Genomic DNA, 19,572 nt, shown 5'->3' with positions numbered 1-19,572 from the left:
TCTACTCCATAAAGGCGAGCGGCCGCGCGACTTGTTCGAGCGATTGACGCTCCGCGGAGATGGCATAGCGCCACGCCACGATCGCAGCCGCGATCATCAGGAAGGCCCCCAGCAAATAGCCGGCGAACACGCTGTTGCGTGATCCCGTGTCGATCAGGACGCCGAACAGCGCCGGGCCTACGACGCCGCCGATGCCGGTGCCCACCGCATAAAACACGGCGATCGCCAGCGCGCGAACTTCGAGCGGGAATGTTTCGCTCACCGTGAGATAGGCGGCACTCGCCGCAGGCGAGGCAAAGAAGAAGATCACCATCCAGGCGATGGTCTGCCCCTGCGCGCTCAGCGCGCCGATCGAGAACAGATAACCCGACACCGCCAGCAGCAGGCCCGAGACGCCATAGGTGAACATGATCATGGCGCGGCGGCCCAACGTGTCGAACAGACGGCCGAGCAGCAGCGGCCCGAGGAAGTTTCCGGCCGCGAACGGCAGTAGGTACCAGCCGACATGATCGGCGCTGATGCCGTAGAAATCGGTCAGCACCAGCGCGAAAGTGAAGAAGATCGCGTTGTAGAAGAAGGCCTGCGCGACCATCAGCACGAGGCCGACCAGCGCGCGCTGACGATAGGTGAAGAACAGCGTGTGCACGACCTCGCTGATCGGGGTGTGATCGCGCATCTTCAGGCGCACCTTGGGGAATCGAGTGCCGCCCACGTCCTGGTCGTGTCCGATCACAGAGCGCTCAATGTCGTCGACGATCTTGTGGGCCTGGTCCGGGCGGCCATGGATCATCAGCCAGCGCGGGCTTTCCGGGATCCACATCCGCATCAAAAGCACGACGAGACCGATGGTTGCGCCGATGAGATAGGCAAGACGCCAGCCGAGGTCGGGGTCGATCACCGCGGGGTCAAGCAGCACGATGGCTGCGACCGCGCCCATCGCCGCGCCGATCCAGAAACTGCCGTTAATGACCAAATCAGTCCAGCCGCGGTAGCGTGCGGGTACCAGTTCCTGGATGGTCGAGTTGATCGCGGTGTATTCGCCGCCGATGCCGGCACCCGTCAGGAATCGGAACAGCGCATAGCTTGCGATATCCCAGGACAGTGCGGTCGCAGCCGTCGCGGAGAGATAGAGTGCGAGCGTGATGAAGAACAGTTTTTTGCGGCCGATGCGATCGGTCAGCCAGCCAAAGCCGAGCGCGCCAAGGACGGCGCCTGCAAGGTAGGCGGAGTTGGCGATACCGAGATCCAGATTGGAAAAGTGCAGCGTCGGGCTCTGCTTCAGCGCGCCCGAGAGCGCCCCGGCCAACGTCACCTCAAGCCCGTCGAGAATCCAGGTGATCCCAAGCGCCAGCACCACACGGGTGTGAAAGCCGCTCCAGGACAGCGCGTCGAGCCGCGCGGGGATGCTGGTCTCGACGATGCGATCGGTCGCAGCCGCCGGCGAGACTGCAGGTCCATCATTCAGCGCTGGGCTCTGCTGCAATTCCATTGCGTTGCTGGGTCATGGGGTGCGGCATTCCGCCTGCCACCTGCGACAACGTCCGCGGCAAGGGCTGGTTCCCTTAGGAACGGCGCCGAATGCCGGCCGTTTCTGCTGGAGCCGCAAGGAGTTGACGCATGGCTCATGTCAGAAAGACGACACATTCGCGCAAAACCGCGAGCCGCAAGAAGACCAGCGCAAGGCGCAGCACCACACGCAAGAGCACAAAGCGCGCCACGCCAAAACGCTGGTCGCAGCGTGTGACAAAGGAGAGCGACGCGCTCGACCTCAAGCGCGGCGTGTTCAAGCTTACGAGCCCGAAACGGATCGCGGCCTCGCTGAAGCGCTCCGCCGAGCACAGCACGCGCCGCAAGACCGGCGCCTATCGCTCGGCGCTGTCGATGCTGACGTTCTATATCAATCGCGCCGGCAAGACGTTGCCGAAGACGCAGCGTGAGCGGCTGGAGAAGGCGAAGGTGGAGTTGAAGCGGGCGTTCGGGAGGGAGTGAGACGATCCGTTCGCCAGGACGACAATGGAGAGAACCTACGCCGCCCGGATGTTCGCCATGAAGCGGTCGAGTTCGGCACGCAACCGGGTACTTTCGCTCGACAGCGTCTTCGCCGAGTTCAGCACCTCTTCCGAGGCCGAGCCGGTTTCGGCGGCGCCGCGGTTGACTTGGCCGATGTCGGTGGCAGCGGTCTGGGTGCCCAGGGCGACGGTCTGGACGCTGCGGGCGATCTCCTGCGTCGCGGCGCCCTGCTGCTCGACGGCACTCGCAATCGAGGTCGAGATCGACGAGATCTGGCCGATGGTGGCGCCGATCTCCTTGATCGCGGCGACCGATTCGGCAGTGGCGCCCTGCATCCCTGTGATGTGCGACGAAATCTCGTCGGTGGCTTTCGCCGTCTGGCTCGCCAGCGACTTCACTTCGCTCGCGACCACCGCAAAGCCGCGGCCGGCTTCACCAGCGCGGGCCGCTTCGATGGTGGCGTTGAGTGCCAGAAGATTGGTCTGCTCGGCGATCGCCGTGATCAACTTGACCACCTCGCCGATCTGCTGGGCGGCATGCGACAGTTTGCCGATGCGGCTGTCGGTTTCCTTGGCCTGCGTGACGGCGGCTTCGGCGATCCGGCTGGAATCGCGGACCTGACGACCGATCTCCTCGACCGAGGCCGAGAGCTCTTCCGTGGCGGTTGCCACCGACTGCATGTTGCTCGAGGCCTGCTCGGAGACGCCGGCGACCTGGCTCGACAGCGTCTGCGTGGTCTCAGCGGTGCGGGTCAGCGTGGAAGCCGAAGATTCGAGCTGCACGGCGGAGGCCGAGACATTCGACACGATGGCACCGACGGCGCTCTCGAAATCATCGGCAAAGCGGATCAGCTCGCCGCGGCGGCTGGCTGCCTGCTCCTTGTTCTGGGCTTCGCTGGCGGCGGCATCGCGCTCGGCCTTGGCCACGGCCTGAACCTTGAACTCCTCGACCGCACCGGCCATTTCGCCGATCTCGTCCTTGCGGCCGAGGCCCGGCAGCACGACGTCGAAATTGCCCGAGGCCAGCTCGCGCATCGCCTTGCACATCGCGATCATCGGCCGCGAGATGCCATTGCCGAGCATCAGGGCCAGCACCGCGCCGACAGCAAGACCACCCAGCGCCAGCATCAGCATCAGCCGCTCGGTCTCCCCGATCGTCACGTTGGCGCTCGCCTCGATGCGCTGCTGATCGGCCGACAGGTCCGACCGCAACTCGCCCGAGAGCTTGAGGATGGACGCGGCCGTCTTGGTCATCTCGCCGTTCGACTTGACGATGATTTTCACGTTGTCTGAGAGCTTTGCAAACGACGTGCGATATTGCTTCAGCAGACCACCGATCTCGGTGACACGGTCGGTAATCTTCTGGTCGTTGGCATAGATCGAGACCAGCAGCGTCTCCAGGAACTTGATGCGGGCGACCACGCCGTCGGCGGTTTTCGGCTCCGGCTTGGCGACGAAGGAGCTGACCGAGGTGGAGACCGCGAGATATTGCGAGGTGATGTCCTTGGCCGTGGTCTGGACCGATGCGAGCCCGGCAAGCGCCGCGGTATCCGCGAGGTCGTCGAACTTGAAGCGGATCTTGTTGCCGACGCTGTTGAGCTCGTCGGTCGCAATTTTGTTGTTCTCACGCGTCAGCGTGATGATCTCGCCGAAAACCTTTGCGAAGCGCTGGAACTCGGCCTCGAGCTTGCTGACCTGCTCGCGACGCGCCGCGCCTGTCGTGGCCGACATCGACTTGGCGATCGCTGCCTTGAGATTCTCCTCGGCCGTTTTCGCCGCCGTTTCGTCGTCTGCGGCGCCGGTCAGCGTGTAGGCCCGGGTCAGCCCCTGATAGCCGATCAATTCGCGATCGATGGTCCGCGCCAGGTCTGCTTCCGCCACGCTGGTCCGGTAGGAGGCGACGGCGCCTGCGATTCGCTCGAAGCCGAAATAGGCAAATGCCATGCTGACGGCGAGGATGGCCAGCACCGCCACGAAGCCGAGGATGATTTTTGCACGAAAACGCAAGGTGAAGAGCTTCGATGAGCTCGGCTTCGACGTCACGGACATTCCCCCACCCCATTCCATTCGCGGAAAACCAGGCGCAGCCGGGAAGCAGCCCGCTCCCCGACTCAAATGCACGGTAAATGGCAAAGGATAAGCTGCGGTAAATTTACCGCGCCGCAACTTGCGGGCCCGACCCGGTCCCTATGCCGCCCGGATATTCGCCATGAACCGATCGAGCTCGGCGCGGAGACGGGTGCTTTCGCTGGAGAGCGTCTTCGCCGAGTTCAGCACCTCTTCCGAGGCCGAGCCGGTTTCGGCGGCGCCGCGGTTGACCTGGCCGATGTCGGTGGCGGCGGTCTGGGTACCCTGGGCGACGTTCTGGACGCTGCGGGCGATCTCCTGGGTCGCGGCGCCCTGCTCTTCCACCGCGCTGGCGATGGAGGTCGAGATCGACGAGATCTTGCCGATGGTCGCGCCGATCTCCTTGATCGCGGCAACCGACTCGGCGGTCGCGCCCTGCATGCCTGTGATGTGCGAGGAAATCTCGTCCGTCGCTTTGGCGGTCTGGCTCGCCAACGACTTCACTTCGCTCGCGACCACGGCAAAGCCGCGGCCGGCTTCACCAGCGCGCGCCGCCTCGATGGTGGCGTTGAGTGCCAGAAGATTGGTCTGCTCAGCGATCGCCGTGATCAGCTTGACGACCTCGCCGATCTGCTGGGCGGCATGCGACAATTTTCCGATGCGGCCATCAGTCTCCTTGGCCTGCACCACGGCGGCTTCGGCGATCCGGCTGGAATCGCGGACCTGACGACCGATCTCTTCGACCGAGGCCGAGAGCTCTTCCGTGGCGGTTGCGACCGACTGCATGTTGCTCGAGGCCTGCTCGGAGACGCCGGCGACCTGGCTCGACAGCGTCTGCGTGGTCTCAGCGGTACGGGTCAGCGTGGAGGCCGAGGATTCGAGCTGCACGGCGGAGGCCGAGACGTTCGAGACGATGGCACCGACGGCGCTCTCGAAATCATCGGCAAAGCGGATCAGCTCGCCGCGGCGGGCAGAGCTCGCCTCCCTGTTCTGGGCTTCGCTGGCGGCGGCATCCCGCTCGGCCTTGGCGACCGCCTGAACCTTGAACTCCTCGACCGCACCGGCCATCTCGCCGATCTCGTCCTTGCGGCCGAGGCCCGGCAGCACGACGTCGAAATTGCCCGAGGCCAGTTCACGCATCGCCTTGCACATCGCGATCATCGGCCGTGAGATGCCGGTGCCGAGCAGGAAAGCGAGGATCGCGCCGAGCAGCGTGCCGCCGACGGCGAGCATCAGCACCAGTTGCTCGGTCTTCCCGATGGTCGCTTCCGACTCCGAATCCAGCCGCTGCTGTTCGGCGACCAGGTCCGCCTTCATGGCAGAGGCGCCCCGAAGGATCGCGCCCGCCGAGCCGCTCATCTCGGTGACGAGGTCATCGACCAACTTGGCGTTGGCGATCAGCTTTTCAAGCGCGTCGCGATAGGCGACGAGGATGGTCTTGGCGTCCTTCAGGCCGGCGACGATCTTGTCGTCCATGGAATAGACCGCGCCGAGCGAATTCTCGACGAATTTCAGCCGCGCCAGTGCGCTGGTCGCGGTCGCCTGGTCGGACGTCAGCACGAAATTGGTCGCCGCCGCGCTTGCGGTCTGGAACTGGGCGTTGACCTGCTTGGTGCCGAATTCGATGGCCTGGGCCTCGGAGTCGGAGGCGTTGTTGCCGATATCGTCGAGCTTGTATTTCAGGAGATTGGCGTTGCGCGACAGCTGGTTCTGCACCAGCAGCGTGCTGTCGCGCTTGGCCTGGAGGACCTTGGCGAAGGTCGCGGAGAAATTCGCAAACTCCTTGGCGAGCTTGTCGAGGCTGTCCTGCCGTGCCGGGGCCTTGGCGCTCTTGACGGCCTGGTCGATCGCGCTCTTCAGGCTGGCTTCGGCATCGAGCGCCGCCTTGGCGTCATCTTCCTTGCCGGTGACGACGAAATATTTGACGGCCGAACGGTAGCCGAGCAGCTCGCGGTCGATGTTGCGGGCGAGATCGGCCTCCGAGACGCTCGAGCGATAGGACCCGACGTCGGATGAGACCCGCTCGAAGCCGAAATAGGCGAAGGCCATGCTGCCGGCGGAGATCACCAGCACGGCGGCAAAGCCGAGGACGATCTTGGCACGGAACCGGAGGGTCGGAAACATGCTGCGCTTGGACGGCGACGCGATACGCCCGGACATTCCCAACCCCCATTTATGCTCTTCAGCCGCAATCCGGAGGCGCCCCGCCCCCAGATCCGGATGCGTAAAACTAAGGCACAATGGATAAAGGGCGGTAAATTCGTCGCGCTGGCGCAATCCAGGGCGTTGTCGGCCAAAGGCCGACCGGACCGGCCGGGGCGGCCAAAATCCTAGTTGCCAAGTCCGGGGGGCGCGGTCTCTAATTAGAAACAATCAAAATCAATCCCGGGAGGTACTTTCTGTGTCTACAGTCAAACTGACGGTGAACGGCAAGGCCGTTGCTGTCGACGTCGAGGACCGCACGCTGCTGGTCCATCTCCTGCGCGACCATCTTAACCTCACCGGAACCCATGTCGGCTGCGACACCAGCCAGTGCGGCGCTTGCGTCGTGCATATGGACGGCAAGGCGGTGAAGTCCTGCACCATGCTGGCGGGTCAGGCTGACGGCGCCAACGTCACCACGATCGAAGGCATCGCCAAGGGCGACGAGTTGCATCCGATGCAGGCTGCCTTCCGCGACAATCACGGCCTGCAGTGCGGCTATTGCACGCCGGGCATGATCATGTCGGCGATCGACATCGTGCACCGCCATGGTGGCGAGCTCGACGAGACCACGGTCCGCCACGAGCTCGAAGGCAATATCTGCCGCTGCACCGGCTACCACAACATCGTCAAAGCCGTGCTGGACGCAGCCGGACGCATGAAGGTCTCGCAGGCGGCCGAGTAAAACGGCGCGCCTCGAAAGACGAACCACCGCTGCAGCTTTCGAGGGAAAGCGCAGTCAAAGCAATTCCGGTCGGGAGGACCAGACATGGGTGTTGAAGGCATCGGCGCGCGCGTCGTGCGCAAGGAAGACAAGCGTTTCATTACCGGCAAGGGCCGGTACGTCGACGACATCAAATTGCTGGGCATGACCCATGCCCATTTCATCCGCAGCCCGCACGCGCACGCCAAGGTGAAGAAGATCGACTCTTCCGCCGCGCTGAAGATGCCGGGCGTGGTCGCGGTGCTCACCGGGCAAGAGCTGGTCGACGACAAGGTCGGCAACCTCATCTGCGGCTGGGCCATCACCTCCAAGGACGGCAGCCCGATGAAGATGGGCGCATGGCCGGCGATGGCGCCGGAGACCGTGCGCTTCGTCGGCCAGGCCGTCGCGGTCGTGATCGCCGACAGCAAAAATCTCGCGCGCGACGCGGCCGAGGCCGTGGTCGTGGATTATGAAGAGCTTCCGGTGGTCGCCGACATTCACGCTGCGATCAAGGCCGGCGCGCCGCAGCTCCATCCCGAAGCCCCCGGCAACCAGGTTTATGACTGGGTGATCGGCGACGAGGGTGCAACGGACGCCGCCTTCGCCAAGGCCGCCAACGTCGTGAAGCTCGACGTCACCAACAACCGTCTCGCGCCGAACGCGATGGAGCCGCGCGCGGCGATTGCCGATTACGACGCGGCGGAAGAGCACTTCACGCTCTATACGACGTCGCAGAACCCGCACGTCGCCCGTCTCGTGCTGTCGGCGTTCTACAACATCGCCCCCGAGCACAAGCTGCGCGTGATCGCGCCCGACGTCGGCGGCGGCTTCGGCTCGAAGATCTTCATCTATCCGGAAGAGATGGTGGCCCTGTGGGCCTCGAAGAAAGTCGGCCGCCCCGTGAAATGGACCGGCGACCGCACCGAAGCCTTCCTCACCGACGCACATGGCCGCGACCACGTGACCCATGCCGAGATGGCGTTCGACGCCAACAACAAGATCACCGGCTTGAAGGTGAAGACCTACGCGAATTTCGGCGCCTATATGTCGCTGTTCTCGTCGTCGGTGCCGACCTATCTCTACGCAACGCTGCTGTCGGGCCAGTACAACATCCCGGCGATCCATGCCGAGGTGGTCGGGGTCTACACCAACACCACGCCGGTCGACGCCTATCGCGGCGCGGGCCGCCCCGAGGCGAGCTATCTGATCGAACGGTTGATGGAGACGGCGGCGCGGCAGCTCAAGGTCGATCCGGCCCAGCTGCGCCGGACCAACTTCATCACCCAGTTCCCGCACCAGACGCCGGTGATCATGGCCTATGACACCGGCGACTTTAATGCCTCTCTCGACGCCGTGATGAAGGCGATCGACTATGCCGGCTTCGCCGCCCGCAAGGCGCAAGCCAAGTCGCAAGGCAAGCTGCGCGGCATCGGCGTATCCTGCTACATCGAGGCCTGCGGCATCGCGCCGTCAAAGGCCGTCGGTAGTCTCGGCGCCGGCGTCGGCCTGTGGGAATCGGCCGAAGTGCGCGTCAACCCGGTCGGTACCATCGAGATCCTCACGGGCTCGCACAGCCACGGCCAGGGTCACGAGACCACCTTCTGCCAGCTCGTTGCGGAGCGCTTGGGCGTTCCCATCAGCCAGATCTCGATCGTCCATGGCGACACCGACAAGGTGCAGTTCGGCATGGGCACCTACGGCTCGCGCTCCGCGGCCGTCGGTCTCACCGCGATTCTGAAGGCCATGGAGAAGATGGAATCCAAGGCCAAGAAGATCGCCGCGCATGCGCTGGAGGCCTCCGAGGCCGACATCGTCATCGAGAACGGCGAGTTCAAGGTGACGGGCACCGACAAGGCGATCGCCCTGCCGATGGTCGCGCTCGCAGCCTACACCGCGCACAATCTGCCTGACGGGATGGAGCCGGGCCTGAAGGAGAGCGCCTTCTACGACCCCTCCAACTTCACCTTCCCCGCCGGCGCCTATATCTGCGAGCTCGAGGTCGATCCCGGCACGGGCAAGACCTCCTTCGTCAACTTCGTCGCAGCCGACGATTTCGGCCGGCTGATCAACCCGATGATCGTCGAAGGCCAGGTCCATGGCGGCCTTGCCCAGGGCATCGGACAAGCACTGCTCGAGCACGCCATCTACGATGCCAACGGCCAGCCGGTCACGGCTTCGTTCATGGACTACTCCATGCCGCGCGCCGACGACCTGCCCTCGTTCAACCTCTCGCACACCACGACGCTGTGCCCGGGCAATCCGCTCGGCATCAAGGGTTGCGGTGAGGCCGGCGCAATCGGCGCCTCCGCGGCCGTGATCAACGCGATCACGGACGCGATCGGCAAGAACAACCTGGAAATGCCCGCAACCCCGGATCGGGTGTGGCGCACGATCCACGCGGCTTGAGAGGAGAGAAAGATGTATCAGACCACTTATCATCGCGCCTCGTCAGTCGATGAGGCTGCCTCTCTCTTCGCAAAGGGCAGCGAAGCACAGTTCATCGCTGGCGGCCAGACGCTGCTGCCGGTGATGAAGCAGCGGCTCGCGAGCCCCTCCGACGTCATCGACCTCGGCAACATCAAGGAACTGATCGGCGTCGAGGCCTCCGGCGATACGCTGACCATCAAGGCCGCCACGCCGCATTACGACGTCGCGACCAGCGAGGCCGCGAAGAAGGCGATCCCCGCGCTCGCCTATCTGGCATCGCTGATCGGCGATCCCGCCGTGCGCTACCGCGGCACGATCGGCGGCTCGATCGCCAACAACGATCCGGCCGCGGATTATCCGGCCGCGCTGCTCGCGCTCGGCGCCACCGTGAAGACCAACAAGCGGTCGATCTTGGCCGAGGACTTCTTCAAGGGCCTGTTCACGACGGCGCTTGAAGACGGCGAGATCATCACCGCCGTGTCGTTCCCGGTTCCGGCGAAAGCGGGCTATGCCAAGATGCGGCATCCCGCTTCGCGCTTCGCGCTGACCGCCGTGTTCGTCGCGCAGACGAAGTCGGGCGAGATCCGCGTCGCCGCGACCGGCGCTTCGCAGAGCGGCGTGATGCGCGTGGGCGCCATTGAGGCTGCGTTGAAAGCGAATTGGTCGCCGTCGGCACTGGACAACGTCAGCATTCCCGCAAGTGGATTGCTGGCCGACATCCACGGCACGGCCGAGTACCGCGCCAACCTCGTCAAGGTAATGGCGCAGCGCGCGGTGGCTGCCGCCGGCTGACATCGCAGCGCCTCAACACAAATCTTCCGCGGCGCGCAGCAATGCGCGCCGCTTTTTTGATGCGCCGATGCATGAAAACCGCTTGCCTCGCCGGCGCGAAGGCGAGAAAAGTTAATCAGCCAATTAACTCGCTCCAGAGAGGAACGTCCGACGCGCCTGCCGAACCGTCGGCATCCGCCCGCGACCCGAGGAACAACAACGTGCTCGACAAACCAGCCCAGAACACGTCCGTCCGCACCACCGGCCCGCTCGCGGGCTTCCGCGTCGTCGAATTCGCCGGCATCGGACCGGGCCCGTTCGCCTGCATGATGCTGGCCGACATGGGCGCCGATGTCGTCACGCTCGACCGCGTCGGCGCGAAGAAGAGCATGAAGTCGGTGGCGGGCCGCGGTCGCAAGGTGATCGAGCTCGATCTCAAGGACAAGACCGCAATCGCGCAGGTGCTCGACCTGCTCGCCAGCGCCGACGCGCTGGTCGAAGGTTTTCGTCCCGGCGTGATGGAACGCCTCGGCCTCGGCCCCGATGTCGTGCTCGCGCGCAATCCAAAGCTCGTCTACGGCCGCATGACCGGCTGGGGCCAGGAAGGCCCGCTGGCGAATGCCGCCGGCCATGACATCAACTACATCTCGATCACCGGTGCGCTCGCCGCGATCGGACCTAAGGAAGCGCCAGTGCCGCCGCTCAATCTGGTCGGCGACTTCGGCGGCGGCGCGCTCTATCTCGTCGTCGGCGTGCTCGCTGCACTGCTGGAAGCATCAAAGTCCGGCAAGGGCCAGGTGGTCGACGCCGCGATGTGCGACGGCGCGGCATCGCTGATGTCGTTCTTCTTCGACATGAAAACGATCGGCCGCTGGACCGAGGGCCGCAACCGGAATTTCCTCGACGGCGGCGCCCACTTCTACGGCGTCTATGAATGCGCCTGCGGCCATTTCGTCTCGATCGGCTCGATCGAACCGCAGTTCTACGCGCTGCTGCGCGAGCACGCGGGCCTGCTAGATGCCGACTTCGACGCGCAGATGGACCCCAGTGCCTGGCCCGCGCTGAAGGAGAAGCTCAAGGCCGTGTTCAAGCGCAAGACGCGCGAGGACTGGTGCAAGATCATGGAAGGCAGCGACATCTGCTTCGCGCCGGTGCTGACCATGTCGGAAGCAACCGAGCATCCGCACATGGTCGCCCGCGATGTCTTCATCGAGCGCCACGGCGTGAAACAGCCCGCGCCGGCGCCGCGCTTCTCGCGTACGCCGTCAGCGGTGCGCGAGCCGGAAGGCGCGGAGATCGGCGCGGTGATGAACGCGTGGAAGCGCTGATGTCATTCCGGGGCGCTCGCGACGCGAGCGAACCCGGAATCTGGAGATTGCGAGGTCGAGATTCCGGGTTCGCGCTGGCGCGCGCCCGGAATGACGGTTCAGGCCGCATCCTCCACCTTCAACACCCCGCGCCGGATCTGGTCTTCCTCGATCGACTCGAACAGGGCCTTGAAGTTGCCCTCGCCAAAGCCGTCGTCACCCTTGCGCTGGATGAACTCGAAGAAGATCGGGCCGATCGCATTGGCCGAGAAGATCTGCAGCAGCACCTTGGTCTGACCGCCGTCAACGACGCCTTCACCGTCGATCAGGATGCCGTTCTTCTGCAAGCGCGCGACGTCCTCGCCGTGCTTGGGCAGGCGCGCGTCGATCCGCTCGAAATAGGTGTTCGGCGGCGACGGCATGAAGGGCAGCCCGGCCTCGCGCAGGCCCTCGATGGTGCGGTGGATGTCGCGGCAGCCGCAGGCGATGTGCTGAATGCCCTCGCCGCGATAGATCGTCAGATATTCCTCGATCTGGCCGGAATCGCCGGCGTCCTCGTTGATGGGAATCCGGATCTTGCCGTCCGGGCTCGTCAGCGCGCGCGAAAATAGGCCGGAGGCGCGGCCCTCGATGTCGAAGAAGCGGATCTGCCGGAAGTTGAAGAGCTTCTCGTAAAAGCCGGTCCAGACATCCATGCGGCCGCGATGGACGTTGTGGGTGAGGTGATCGAGATAGAACAGACCGGCGCCGGCAGGACACGGATCACGCGCGCCGAGCCATTCGAACTCGGCATCATAGGCCGAGCCCTTGGCCCCATAGCGATCGACGAAATAGAGCAGGCTGCCGCCGATTCCCTTGATCGCGGGGACATCGAGCGTCTTCTGTGCGGATAACGCCTCCGCAGGCTCCGCACCGAGCGAGATCGCCCGGTCATAGGCCACCTTCGCATCGACCACGCGGAACGCCATCGACGGCGCGCAGGGACCGTGCGCGGCAACGAAGTCGTAGCCGTGGGTGCCGGGCTCCTCGTTGACGAGATAGTTGATGTCGCCCTGACGATAGACCGTGATCTTCTTAGTTCTGTGGCGCGCGACGGGCGCATAGCCCATCAGCTTGAACAGGTCATGCAGCTCTTGCGGATTGGGATGGGCATATTCGACGAACTCGAAGCCGTCGGTGCCCATCGGATTGTCGGCGGTGATCGTGGCCGGCGGTGCATCGTGCGGAAACGGACCCATGGTGCTCTCCCAAGTTTGCTGCTGGGATGAACTATCCTTCAGGGGACGCACAATGAGCGTGCAAATAGGACGCGTTTTGACTATCCTATGCACGATCCGTGCATGGAATGGGCAAATAGCGCATGATTTCTCTGGATGCCTTCGACCTCAAGATCCTGGGCGCACTCCAGGACGACGGTCGCCTCACCAACCAGGAGCTTGCCGAGCTGGCCGGCCTCTCGGCCTCGCAATGCTCGCGCCGGCGAATGCGGCTGGAGGAAGAGCAGGTCATCGCCGGCTATCACGCCGACCTCTCCAGCGAGGCGCTCGGCTTCGGCGTGATCGCTTTCATCCAGGTCGGGCTTGCGACCCACTCGCCGGACAACTCAAAACGCTTTCGCGCGCTGGTGAACCGGATCGACGAGATCCAGGAAGCCTATTCGCTCACGGGCGACGCCGACTACGTGCTGAAGGCCGTGCTGCGCGACCTCAAGGGGCTCTCCAACCTCGTCAACGACGTGCTGATGCCGCACCAGAGCGTGGCGCATGTGCGCTCCTCGATCGTGCTCGACCGGCTCAAGGAAAGCTCGCGGCTACCGCTCAAGGAAATCAAGGCTGGCTGAAATCGAGGGAACTACGCCATTCGCGCTGTGCACACGGTCTGCGATGATCCCGGCCAGCTTTCGGAGATTCAACCATGGCCCTCCAGCTTCGACCGAACTGCGAATATTGCGACCGCGACCTGCCGCCTCATGCGACGGATGCGCGGATCTGCTCCTATGAATGCACGTTCTGTGCGGACTGCGTGGAGACAAAACTCTTCAACGTCTGCCCGAATTGCGGCGGCGGTTTTGCCCCACGCCCGATCAGGCCAGCGCAGGAATGGAGACCGGGCGTGTGCACGAGCAAGCAGGCGCCGTCCGACAAGCGGGTACATTTGAAATACAGCGTCGAAGACGTCGCTGCACATTGCGCGAGGGTCAGGGACGTGCCGCCGGAGAGGCGGTAGGCTCTCTCCACACCGTCATTGCGAGGAGCCCTTGCGACGAAGCAATCCAGCATCCCTCCGTGGAGAGATTCTGGATTGCTTCGCTGCGCTAAGAAGAAAGTGGGTGAGTTCCAGCCGACTCCGTCAGGAGCAATCACCCATTTTCATCCAGAGGGGTCGGCCGTCTGGCCGGTGCTCAACTCGCAATGACGGAGTATGTGGCAGCGACGGAGCCTACTCCGCCGCCAAAATCGTCCCCTCGACCTCGCCGAACCCGACGCGGTAGCCGTTGCCCTGGCACCAGCCACGCATGACAAGGCTGTCGCCATCTTCCACGAATGAGCGCTTTACCCCACCGGGCAGCTCGACCGGCTCAGTGCCGTTCCAGCTGATCTCCAGCAAACTGCCGCGCTGGTTCTTCTGCGGACCGGAGATGGTGCCGCTCCCCAAGAGATCGCCGACATTCATCGCGCATCCTGAGGAAGCGTGGTGGATCAGCTGCTGCACCGACGACCAGTACATGTATTTGAAGTTGGTCCGGCTGATGCCGGCGGGCGCGTTGACGCCGGCGCTGCGCAAGGAGACGTCGAGCTCGACATCGTAGTTATGCGGCCTCGCCTGCTTGAGATAATCCAGCGGCACCGGCTCCTGCTCCGGCCCGTTCAAGCGGAACGGCTCCAGCGCCTCGCGCGTCACCACCCAGGGACTGATCGAGGTCGCGAACGCTTTCGCCAGGAACGGGCCGAGCGGCACATATTCCCATTGCTGGATGTCGCGCGCGCTCCAGTCGTTGAGCAGCACGAAGCCGAAGATCATCTCTTCGGCCTGGCTCTCCGTCAGCATGCCGCCCATCGGCGAGGGCTGGCCGACCACCACACCCATCTCCAGCTCGAAATCGAGCCGCTTGCACGGTCCGAAGCTCGGCACGTCCACATTCGGCGGCTTCAACTGCCCGCGTGGACGCTTCACTTTCGTACCCGAGACCACGACGGTGGAGGCACGGCCGTTATAGGCGATCGGCATATGCAGCCAGTTCGGCTGCAGCGCGTTGTCCTTGCCGCGGAACATCACGCCGACATTGGTGGCGTGCTCCCTAGACGAATAGAAGTCGGTGTAGCCGGAAACCGCGAACGGCAGATGCAGCTTGGCGTCGCGCACCGGCACCAGCGCCTGCTTGCGCAGCTCCTCATTGTCGCGCAGCTCCGGATGATCGTGGCGCAGCAGCTCGCTGATCCGCGCCCGCGTCCTGGTCCAGACTTTCGGCCCGAGCGCCATGAAGGGATTGAGCGAGGGGCCGGAGAACACGCCGAGCGGGCCGACATCGAGCCGGGAGTCCTGCTCAAGCTCCCAGAGATCGAGCACGTAATTGCCGATCGCAACGCCGACCCGCGGCGTCGGATCGGCCGCGGTCGAGAACACGCCATAGGGCAGGTTCTGGATCGGGAAGTCGGAGGCAGGATCGATGTCGATGAAGGAGCGGAGGCTGGGGTCGTTGGGGTGCGTTGACACTTTCGGCTCGATTCTTTCTTCCTTCTCCCCCTGCGGGAGAAGGTGGCGCGAAGCGCCGGATGAGGGGTTTGCATCTGCGAGTCGTACTGCGAGAGGCTCTCGCGGGGAGAGAAACCCCTCACCCGTCTCGCCGCTACACGGCGAGCCACCCTCTCCCACAAGAAGGGGAGAGGGAAAGAACATTACGGCCTGTTCGGATCGAACCGCTTCTCCAGTCCCTTCCAGCAATCCGCGTAATCGTCCTGCAGCGTCGACGCATTCGCCGCATGCGCTGTCACGCGCTGCGGGTAGCGGGTCTCGAACATGAAGGCCATGGTGCCGGTCAGCTTCACCGGCTTCAGCTCGCCGTTGCTGGCGTGCTCGAAGGCATCGCGATCGGGGCCGTGCGGCAGCATGCAATTGTGCAGGCTGATGCCACCGGGGACAAAGCCCTGCGGCTTGGCGTCGTAGACGCCGTAGATCAGCCCCATGAACTCGCTCATGATGTTCATGTGATACCAGGGCGGCCGGAAGGTATTGTCGGCCACCAGCCAGCGCTCGGGGAAGATGACGAAGTCGATATTCGCGGTGCCCGCGGTCTCCGAGGGCGAGGTCAGCACCGTGAAGATCGAGGGATCGGGATGGTCGAACCCGATCGCGCCGACCGGCGAGAAGGTGCGCAGATCGTATTTGTAAGGCGCGTAATTGCCGTGCCAGGCGACGACGTCGATCGGCGAATGGCCGAGCTGCGTCTTGAACAATGACCCGCCCCATTTCACGAACAACTCGGTCGGCGTGTCCTTGTCCTCGTAGCAAGCAACGGGCGTCAGGAAGTCCCGCGCGTTGGCAAGGCAGTTGGCGCCGATCGGCCCGCGCTCCGGCAGCGTGAAGGCGCCGCCATAGTTTTCGCAGAGATAGCCGCGCGCCGGACCATTTGAAATCTCGACACGGAATTTCACGCCACGCGGGATCACAACGATCTCGCCGGGCTCGGCGTCGATGCGGCCGAACTCAGTGACGACGCGCAGATTGCCCTGCTGCAGCACGAAGATCATCTCGCCGTCGGCATTGTAGAAGTGCTGGTCCACCATCGACTTGGTGATGAGATAGACATGCGCGGCCATGCCGGCCTGGGTGTTGACGTCACCCGCCGTCGTCATGGTCTGCACGCCCTGCAGGAAAGTCATGTCCTCCTTCGGGATCGGCGCCGGATCCCAGCGCAGCTGCGCGATGGGGAGATCGGATTCATGGCACGGCGCCGAGCGCCACAGGCCGGCATCCGCCTTCTCGAAGCGACCGGAATGCTTCACCGAGGGACGAATACGATAGAGCCAGGAACGCTCATTGGTCCCGCGCGGCGCGGTGAAGGGCGAGCCCGAGAGCTGCTCGGCATAAAGCCCGTAGGCGCAGCGCTGCGGCGAGTTGCGGCCGATCGGCAACGCGCCGGGCAGCGCTTCGGTCTCAAAGCTGTTGCCGAAGCCGGACATGTAGCCTGGCGTCACCTGGGCCGTACTTCGGATGATCTGATCAGGCGAGGTATTGATGTTCATGACTATCCTCCTCCTTGCAGGGCCGCCCACATTTCCTGGTCGCGCTTGTCGGTCCAGATCACGGGATCGTCGATCCCCGATGCCTCGTCATAGGCACGCGACACGTTGAACGGCAGGCAGTGCTCGTAGATGGCGAAGCTGTGGAATTTCGGATCCATCACCTCGCGCGTCGCGGCCATCGATTCCTTCAGCGTGCGGCCCCTGGCGACGGAGACCTCAGCCGCGCCATAGAGCGACGTGACGAAGTCGCGCGTCATCGCGATGGCTTCGCGCACGGTGGCTGTGCCCTTGAGCGCATCGCCGCGACCCGGCGCGATCGCCTTGGGGTTGAAGTTGCGAATCTCGTTCAGCGTCAGCGGCCATTCGCGCAAATGCGCGTCGCCGCAATAGCAGGCCGAGTGGTATTCGATGAGATCGCCGGAAAACATGACTTCGGCATCCGGCACCCAGGCGACGATATCGCCGGAGGTGTGGCCGGCGCCGAGTTGCATCAGCCGCACCTCACGCTTGCCGAGATAGATCGACATCTCGCCTTCGAAGGTCAGCGTCGGCCAGGTCAGACCGGGAATGCTTTGGGCATCCTGGAACAGGCGAGGAAAACGGCCATACTCGGAATCCCAGTCCTGCTGGCCGCGCTCCTCGATCAGACGATAGGTCTCCTGCGAGGCAACGATGCCTTGCGCCTTGTAGGCGGAGGCGCCGAGCACGCGCACGGCGTGATAATGCGACAGCACCACATATTTGATCGGCTTGTCGGTGACGGCTTTGACGCGCTCGATCACCTTGTTCGCCATCGCCGGCGTCGCCTGCGCGTCGAACACGAGGCAGCCGTCGTCGCCGACGATGATGGCCGTGTTCGGATCGCCCTCGGCGGTGAAGGCGTAGAGATCGGTGCCGATCTCGGAGAAGGTGATCTTCTTCTCGGAGAGATCGCCGGTGGATGCGAAGTTCTTCGCCATCTGTTCATCCTTATTGTTGTTGCTGTTGTTGCTGCTGGGCATCGACCATGCGGCGCTTCGCCAGCACGAGCGCTTCCCGCAGCACGTCGGTATCGCCGATATGGTTGGCGAGGATCAGCACCAGCGCCGCGTCGAAATCGGCGCTCTGCTCGTCGGTGAGGCCGCGGTGCGCTTCGACGATGGCGCGAAAGGCATCGTCGGGCCGCGCGAAGTTGGAGCTGGTGGAAAGCGGCATACGAAACCTCAATTTAAGCCTTGAGCCCGCGACAGCGCGGCCGCGATCGCCCCACGCGTCGGATGGCGGAAGCGCGCCGCGACGTAGCCGTCTGGCCTGAGTAGATAGGCGGAGCCCGGCTCGGCGTCATAGCGCTTGGCGACGAGGCCCTGGGGATCGGCAAGCCCGCTCTCGCCGCCGATACGGATATCCTTCACACCATCGGGCATATCGACCGCCGCGCCATTGCCGAACGACAGCAGGGTAAAATCCGTTCCACCCTTGCGGAAGGCATCTGTCAGATAGGCCTGCTCGCCCGCGCGCGTCGCAACCGGCGCATCGAGCATGGAGCAGCCCGGCGATGGTCCACCGCGCCAGGCATCCGCATCGCGCGATGACAGCGCCGAATCATAGCTGCATGGCACCGACAGCCTTCCGCCATTGACCATGCGCTTGCCGAACTCGGTCTCCTTGGCGAGCGACAGCACCGCCTGGCGCAGCCGGGCTTCCTGATGCGAGTTCGGCGCCATGAAATCGGTCGAGCGGGTGGATTCGCGGATATTCTCGTCCGCCGCCGCGCTGCGCTCGACCTGATAGCTTTCGAGCAGGCTCGCGGGCGAGGTGCCGCGCAGCACGCGGTCAAGTTTCCACGAGAGATTTTCGGCGTCTTCGAGCCCGGAATTGGCGCCACGCGCGCCGAAGGGCGAGACCTGGTGGGCGGAATCGCCCGCAAAGATCACGCGGCCGTGGATGAAGCGATCCATGCGCCGGCACTGGAATTTGTAGAGCGAGATCCATTCGAACTCGAACTTGTCATGGCCGAGCATCCGCGCGATCCGCGGCCGCACATTTTCGGGCTTCTTCTCGACCACGGGATCGGCGTAACGATTGAGCTGGAGATCGATGCGCCAAACGTCATCAGGCTGCCGGTGCAGCAGCGCCGAACGTCCCGCATGAAACGGCGGGTCGAACCAGAACCACCGCTCGGTCGGGAATTCCGCGGTCATCTTGACGTCGGCGATCAGGAACTGGTCCTCGAACACCTGGCCAGCGAATTCAGCGCCGACCATCTGTCGCAGCGAAGAGCGCGCGCCGTCGCAGGCAACGATATATTGCGCATGCAGGCGGTAGGCGCCCTCAGGCGTCTCGATCGTCAGCGCAACGGAATCATTGCGTTGCTCCAGCGCCGTCACCTTGTTCCGCCAGCGCAAGTCGATCGCGGTCAGGTCGCTGATGCGATCGACCAGATAGGCCTCGGCGTAATATTGCTGGATGTTGATAAAGGCCGGCCGCTTGTGGCCCTCCTCCGGCAGTAGATTGAACTGGTAGAGCTGGGACTCGCCGTGAAAAATGCGGCCAACGCTCCACACCACGCCCTTGTCGACCATGCGGTCGGCAACGCCGAGCCGGTCCCAATATTCCAGCGAGCGCTTCGAGAAGCAGATCGCGCGCGAGCCTTCGCCGATGCGGTCGGCATCATCCAGAAGGACGACGCGCTGGCCGCGCTGAGCGAGATCGATCGCCAGCGAGAGCCCGACGGGCCCTGCGCCGACGACCACGACCGGGTGCTCGGCCGGACTTTGCCCGGGGCGATCCTGGTCGGCGTGGCGGCGATAGCCGAACTGGGTTTTGGCCTGATGGGTATTGGCGCCCGCCATACACTAACC

At 64.2% G+C, this 19,572-nt stretch carries 16 protein-coding genes; 7 read left to right on the top strand and 9 right to left on the bottom strand.

Going from position 1 to position 19,572, the window contains the following annotated elements:
* Nucleotide 1: 1 nt before the first annotated feature.
* Nucleotides 2-1,489 carry an MFS transporter gene (locus tag JJC00_RS03130; RefSeq protein ID WP_200471304.1) on the bottom strand — a complete coding sequence of 496 codons (1,488 nt, stop codon included), beginning with the start codon at nucleotides 1,487-1,489 and terminating at the stop codon, nucleotides 2-4.
* Nucleotides 1,490-1,617: 128 nt separating this feature from the next.
* On the opposite strand from JJC00_RS03130, the gene JJC00_RS03125 reads away from it, so the two are divergent.
* A complete protein-coding gene (locus tag JJC00_RS03125) occupies nucleotides 1,618-1,989 on the top strand; it encodes a DUF3175 domain-containing protein (RefSeq protein WP_200471303.1) in 372 nt (123 codons plus the stop codon).
* A gap of 35 nt (nucleotides 1,990-2,024) precedes the next feature.
* Here JJC00_RS03125 and JJC00_RS03120 read toward each other — a convergent pair whose 3' ends face one another.
* Both JJC00_RS03120 and JJC00_RS03115 read right to left on the bottom strand, forming a co-directional pair.
* A complete protein-coding gene (locus tag JJC00_RS03120) occupies nucleotides 2,025-4,058 on the bottom strand; it encodes a methyl-accepting chemotaxis protein (RefSeq protein ID WP_246774074.1) in 2,034 nt (677 codons plus the stop codon).
* Nucleotides 4,059-4,196: 138 nt separating this feature from the next.
* Nucleotides 4,197-6,236 (bottom strand): methyl-accepting chemotaxis protein, encoded by a 2,040-nt coding sequence (locus JJC00_RS03115; RefSeq protein WP_200471301.1) that lies wholly within the window; start codon nucleotides 6,234-6,236, stop codon nucleotides 4,197-4,199.
* 241 nt (nucleotides 6,237-6,477) lie between these two features.
* On the opposite strand from JJC00_RS03115, the gene JJC00_RS03110 reads away from it, so the two are divergent.
* The 4 genes from JJC00_RS03110 to JJC00_RS03095 all read left to right on the top strand — a co-directional run bounded on the left by JJC00_RS03110 (nucleotide 6,478) and on the right by JJC00_RS03095 (nucleotide 11,510).
* Nucleotides 6,478-6,963 (top strand): (2Fe-2S)-binding protein, encoded by a 486-nt coding sequence (locus JJC00_RS03110; RefSeq protein ID WP_200471300.1) that lies wholly within the window; start codon nucleotides 6,478-6,480, stop codon nucleotides 6,961-6,963.
* A gap of 84 nt (nucleotides 6,964-7,047) precedes the next feature.
* Complete coding sequence (locus JJC00_RS03105; RefSeq protein WP_200471299.1) at nucleotides 7,048-9,390, top strand: xanthine dehydrogenase family protein molybdopterin-binding subunit; 2,343 nt, start codon at nucleotides 7,048-7,050, stop codon at nucleotides 9,388-9,390.
* A gap of 12 nt (nucleotides 9,391-9,402) precedes the next feature.
* The gene (locus JJC00_RS03100) at nucleotides 9,403-10,203 is read left to right on the top strand and encodes an FAD binding domain-containing protein (RefSeq protein ID WP_200471298.1); all 801 of its coding nucleotides are present in this window, start codon (nucleotides 9,403-9,405) and stop codon (nucleotides 10,201-10,203) included.
* A 200-nt stretch (nucleotides 10,204-10,403) separates the two neighbouring features.
* Entirely contained in the window at nucleotides 10,404-11,510 is a 1,107-nt protein-coding gene (locus JJC00_RS03095; RefSeq protein ID WP_200471297.1) for a CaiB/BaiF CoA transferase family protein, read from the top strand.
* A gap of 98 nt (nucleotides 11,511-11,608) precedes the next feature.
* On the opposite strand, the gene hppD is transcribed toward JJC00_RS03095, so the two are convergent.
* Nucleotides 11,609-12,727: a 4-hydroxyphenylpyruvate dioxygenase gene (gene hppD / locus JJC00_RS03090; protein WP_200471296.1), complete on the bottom strand. Its 1,119-nt coding sequence runs from the start codon at nucleotides 12,725-12,727 to the stop codon at nucleotides 11,609-11,611.
* 122 nt (nucleotides 12,728-12,849) lie between these two features.
* Between hppD and JJC00_RS03085 the strand changes: the two genes are divergently transcribed.
* Nucleotides 12,850-13,329: an Lrp/AsnC family transcriptional regulator gene (locus JJC00_RS03085; protein ID WP_200471295.1), complete on the top strand. Its 480-nt coding sequence runs from the start codon at nucleotides 12,850-12,852 to the stop codon at nucleotides 13,327-13,329.
* Nucleotides 13,330-13,403: 74 nt separating this feature from the next.
* Nucleotides 13,404-13,715 carry a DUF1272 domain-containing protein gene (locus tag JJC00_RS03080; RefSeq protein ID WP_200471294.1) on the top strand — a complete coding sequence of 104 codons (312 nt, stop codon included), beginning with the start codon at nucleotides 13,404-13,406 and terminating at the stop codon, nucleotides 13,713-13,715.
* 213 nt (nucleotides 13,716-13,928) lie between these two features.
* Here the strand turns inward: JJC00_RS03080 and fahA are convergent, their stop codons facing one another.
* From fahA to JJC00_RS03055, 5 genes are all read right to left on the bottom strand, one after another.
* Entirely contained in the window at nucleotides 13,929-15,203 is a 1,275-nt protein-coding gene (gene fahA, locus JJC00_RS03075; RefSeq protein WP_200471293.1) for a fumarylacetoacetase, read from the bottom strand.
* A gap of 182 nt (nucleotides 15,204-15,385) precedes the next feature.
* On the bottom strand, nucleotides 15,386-16,732 hold the full coding sequence (hmgA, locus tag JJC00_RS03070) for a homogentisate 1,2-dioxygenase (protein WP_200471292.1): 1,347 nt from the start codon (nucleotides 16,730-16,732) through the stop codon (nucleotides 15,386-15,388).
* A 2-nt stretch (nucleotides 16,733-16,734) separates the two neighbouring features.
* The gene (locus tag JJC00_RS03065; protein ID WP_200471291.1) at nucleotides 16,735-17,691 is read right to left on the bottom strand and encodes an MBL fold metallo-hydrolase; all 957 of its coding nucleotides are present in this window, start codon (nucleotides 17,689-17,691) and stop codon (nucleotides 16,735-16,737) included.
* A gap of 10 nt (nucleotides 17,692-17,701) precedes the next feature.
* Nucleotides 17,702-17,926 carry a DUF2783 domain-containing protein gene (locus JJC00_RS03060; RefSeq protein ID WP_200471290.1) on the bottom strand — a complete coding sequence of 75 codons (225 nt, stop codon included), beginning with the start codon at nucleotides 17,924-17,926 and terminating at the stop codon, nucleotides 17,702-17,704.
* A gap of 8 nt (nucleotides 17,927-17,934) precedes the next feature.
* Nucleotides 17,935-19,563, bottom strand: a complete 1,629-nt coding sequence (locus tag JJC00_RS03055; RefSeq protein ID WP_200471289.1) for an FAD-dependent oxidoreductase — start codon at nucleotides 19,561-19,563, stop codon at nucleotides 17,935-17,937.
* Nucleotides 19,564-19,572 lie beyond the last annotated feature (9 nt).

The sequence above is a fragment of the Bradyrhizobium diazoefficiens genome (assembly GCF_016616885.1).
Lineage (GTDB): Bacteria > Pseudomonadota > Alphaproteobacteria > Rhizobiales > Xanthobacteraceae > Bradyrhizobium > Bradyrhizobium diazoefficiens_F.
Note: the sequence above shows the minus strand (reverse complement) of the source record. Positions and strands in the feature narration are given on the sequence as shown.

Bases quoted from the DNA above. Each gene is read 5' to 3' on its own strand.
- JJC00_RS03130 (WP_200471304.1), bottom strand. From the start codon at position 1,489: ATGGAATTGCAGCAGAGCCCAGCGCTGAATGATGGACCTGCAGTCTCG.
- JJC00_RS03060 (WP_200471290.1), bottom strand. From the start codon at position 17,926: ATGCCGCTTTCCACCAGCTCCAACTTCGCGCGGCCCGACGATGCCTTT.
- JJC00_RS03065 (WP_200471291.1), bottom strand. From the start codon at position 17,691: ATGGCGAAGAACTTCGCATCCACCGGCGATCTCTCCGAGAAGAAGATC.
- JJC00_RS03100 (WP_200471298.1), top strand. From the start codon at position 9,403: ATGTATCAGACCACTTATCATCGCGCCTCGTCAGTCGATGAGGCTGCC.
- JJC00_RS03055 (WP_200471289.1), bottom strand. From the start codon at position 19,563: ATGGCGGGCGCCAATACCCATCAGGCCAAAACCCAGTTCGGCTATCGC.
- JJC00_RS03125 (WP_200471303.1), top strand. From the start codon at position 1,618: ATGGCTCATGTCAGAAAGACGACACATTCGCGCAAAACCGCGAGCCGC.
- JJC00_RS03105 (WP_200471299.1), top strand. From the start codon at position 7,048: ATGGGTGTTGAAGGCATCGGCGCGCGCGTCGTGCGCAAGGAAGACAAG.
- JJC00_RS03115 (WP_200471301.1), bottom strand. From the start codon at position 6,236: ATGTCCGGGCGTATCGCGTCGCCGTCCAAGCGCAGCATGTTTCCGACC.
- hppD (WP_200471296.1), bottom strand. From the start codon at position 12,727: ATGGGTCCGTTTCCGCACGATGCACCGCCGGCCACGATCACCGCCGAC.
- JJC00_RS03085 (WP_200471295.1), top strand. From the start codon at position 12,850: ATGATTTCTCTGGATGCCTTCGACCTCAAGATCCTGGGCGCACTCCAG.
- JJC00_RS03080 (WP_200471294.1), top strand. From the start codon at position 13,404: ATGGCCCTCCAGCTTCGACCGAACTGCGAATATTGCGACCGCGACCTG.
- JJC00_RS03120 (WP_246774074.1), bottom strand. From the start codon at position 4,058: ATGTCCGTGACGTCGAAGCCGAGCTCATCGAAGCTCTTCACCTTGCGT.
- hmgA (WP_200471292.1), bottom strand. From the start codon at position 16,732: ATGAACATCAATACCTCGCCTGATCAGATCATCCGAAGTACGGCCCAG.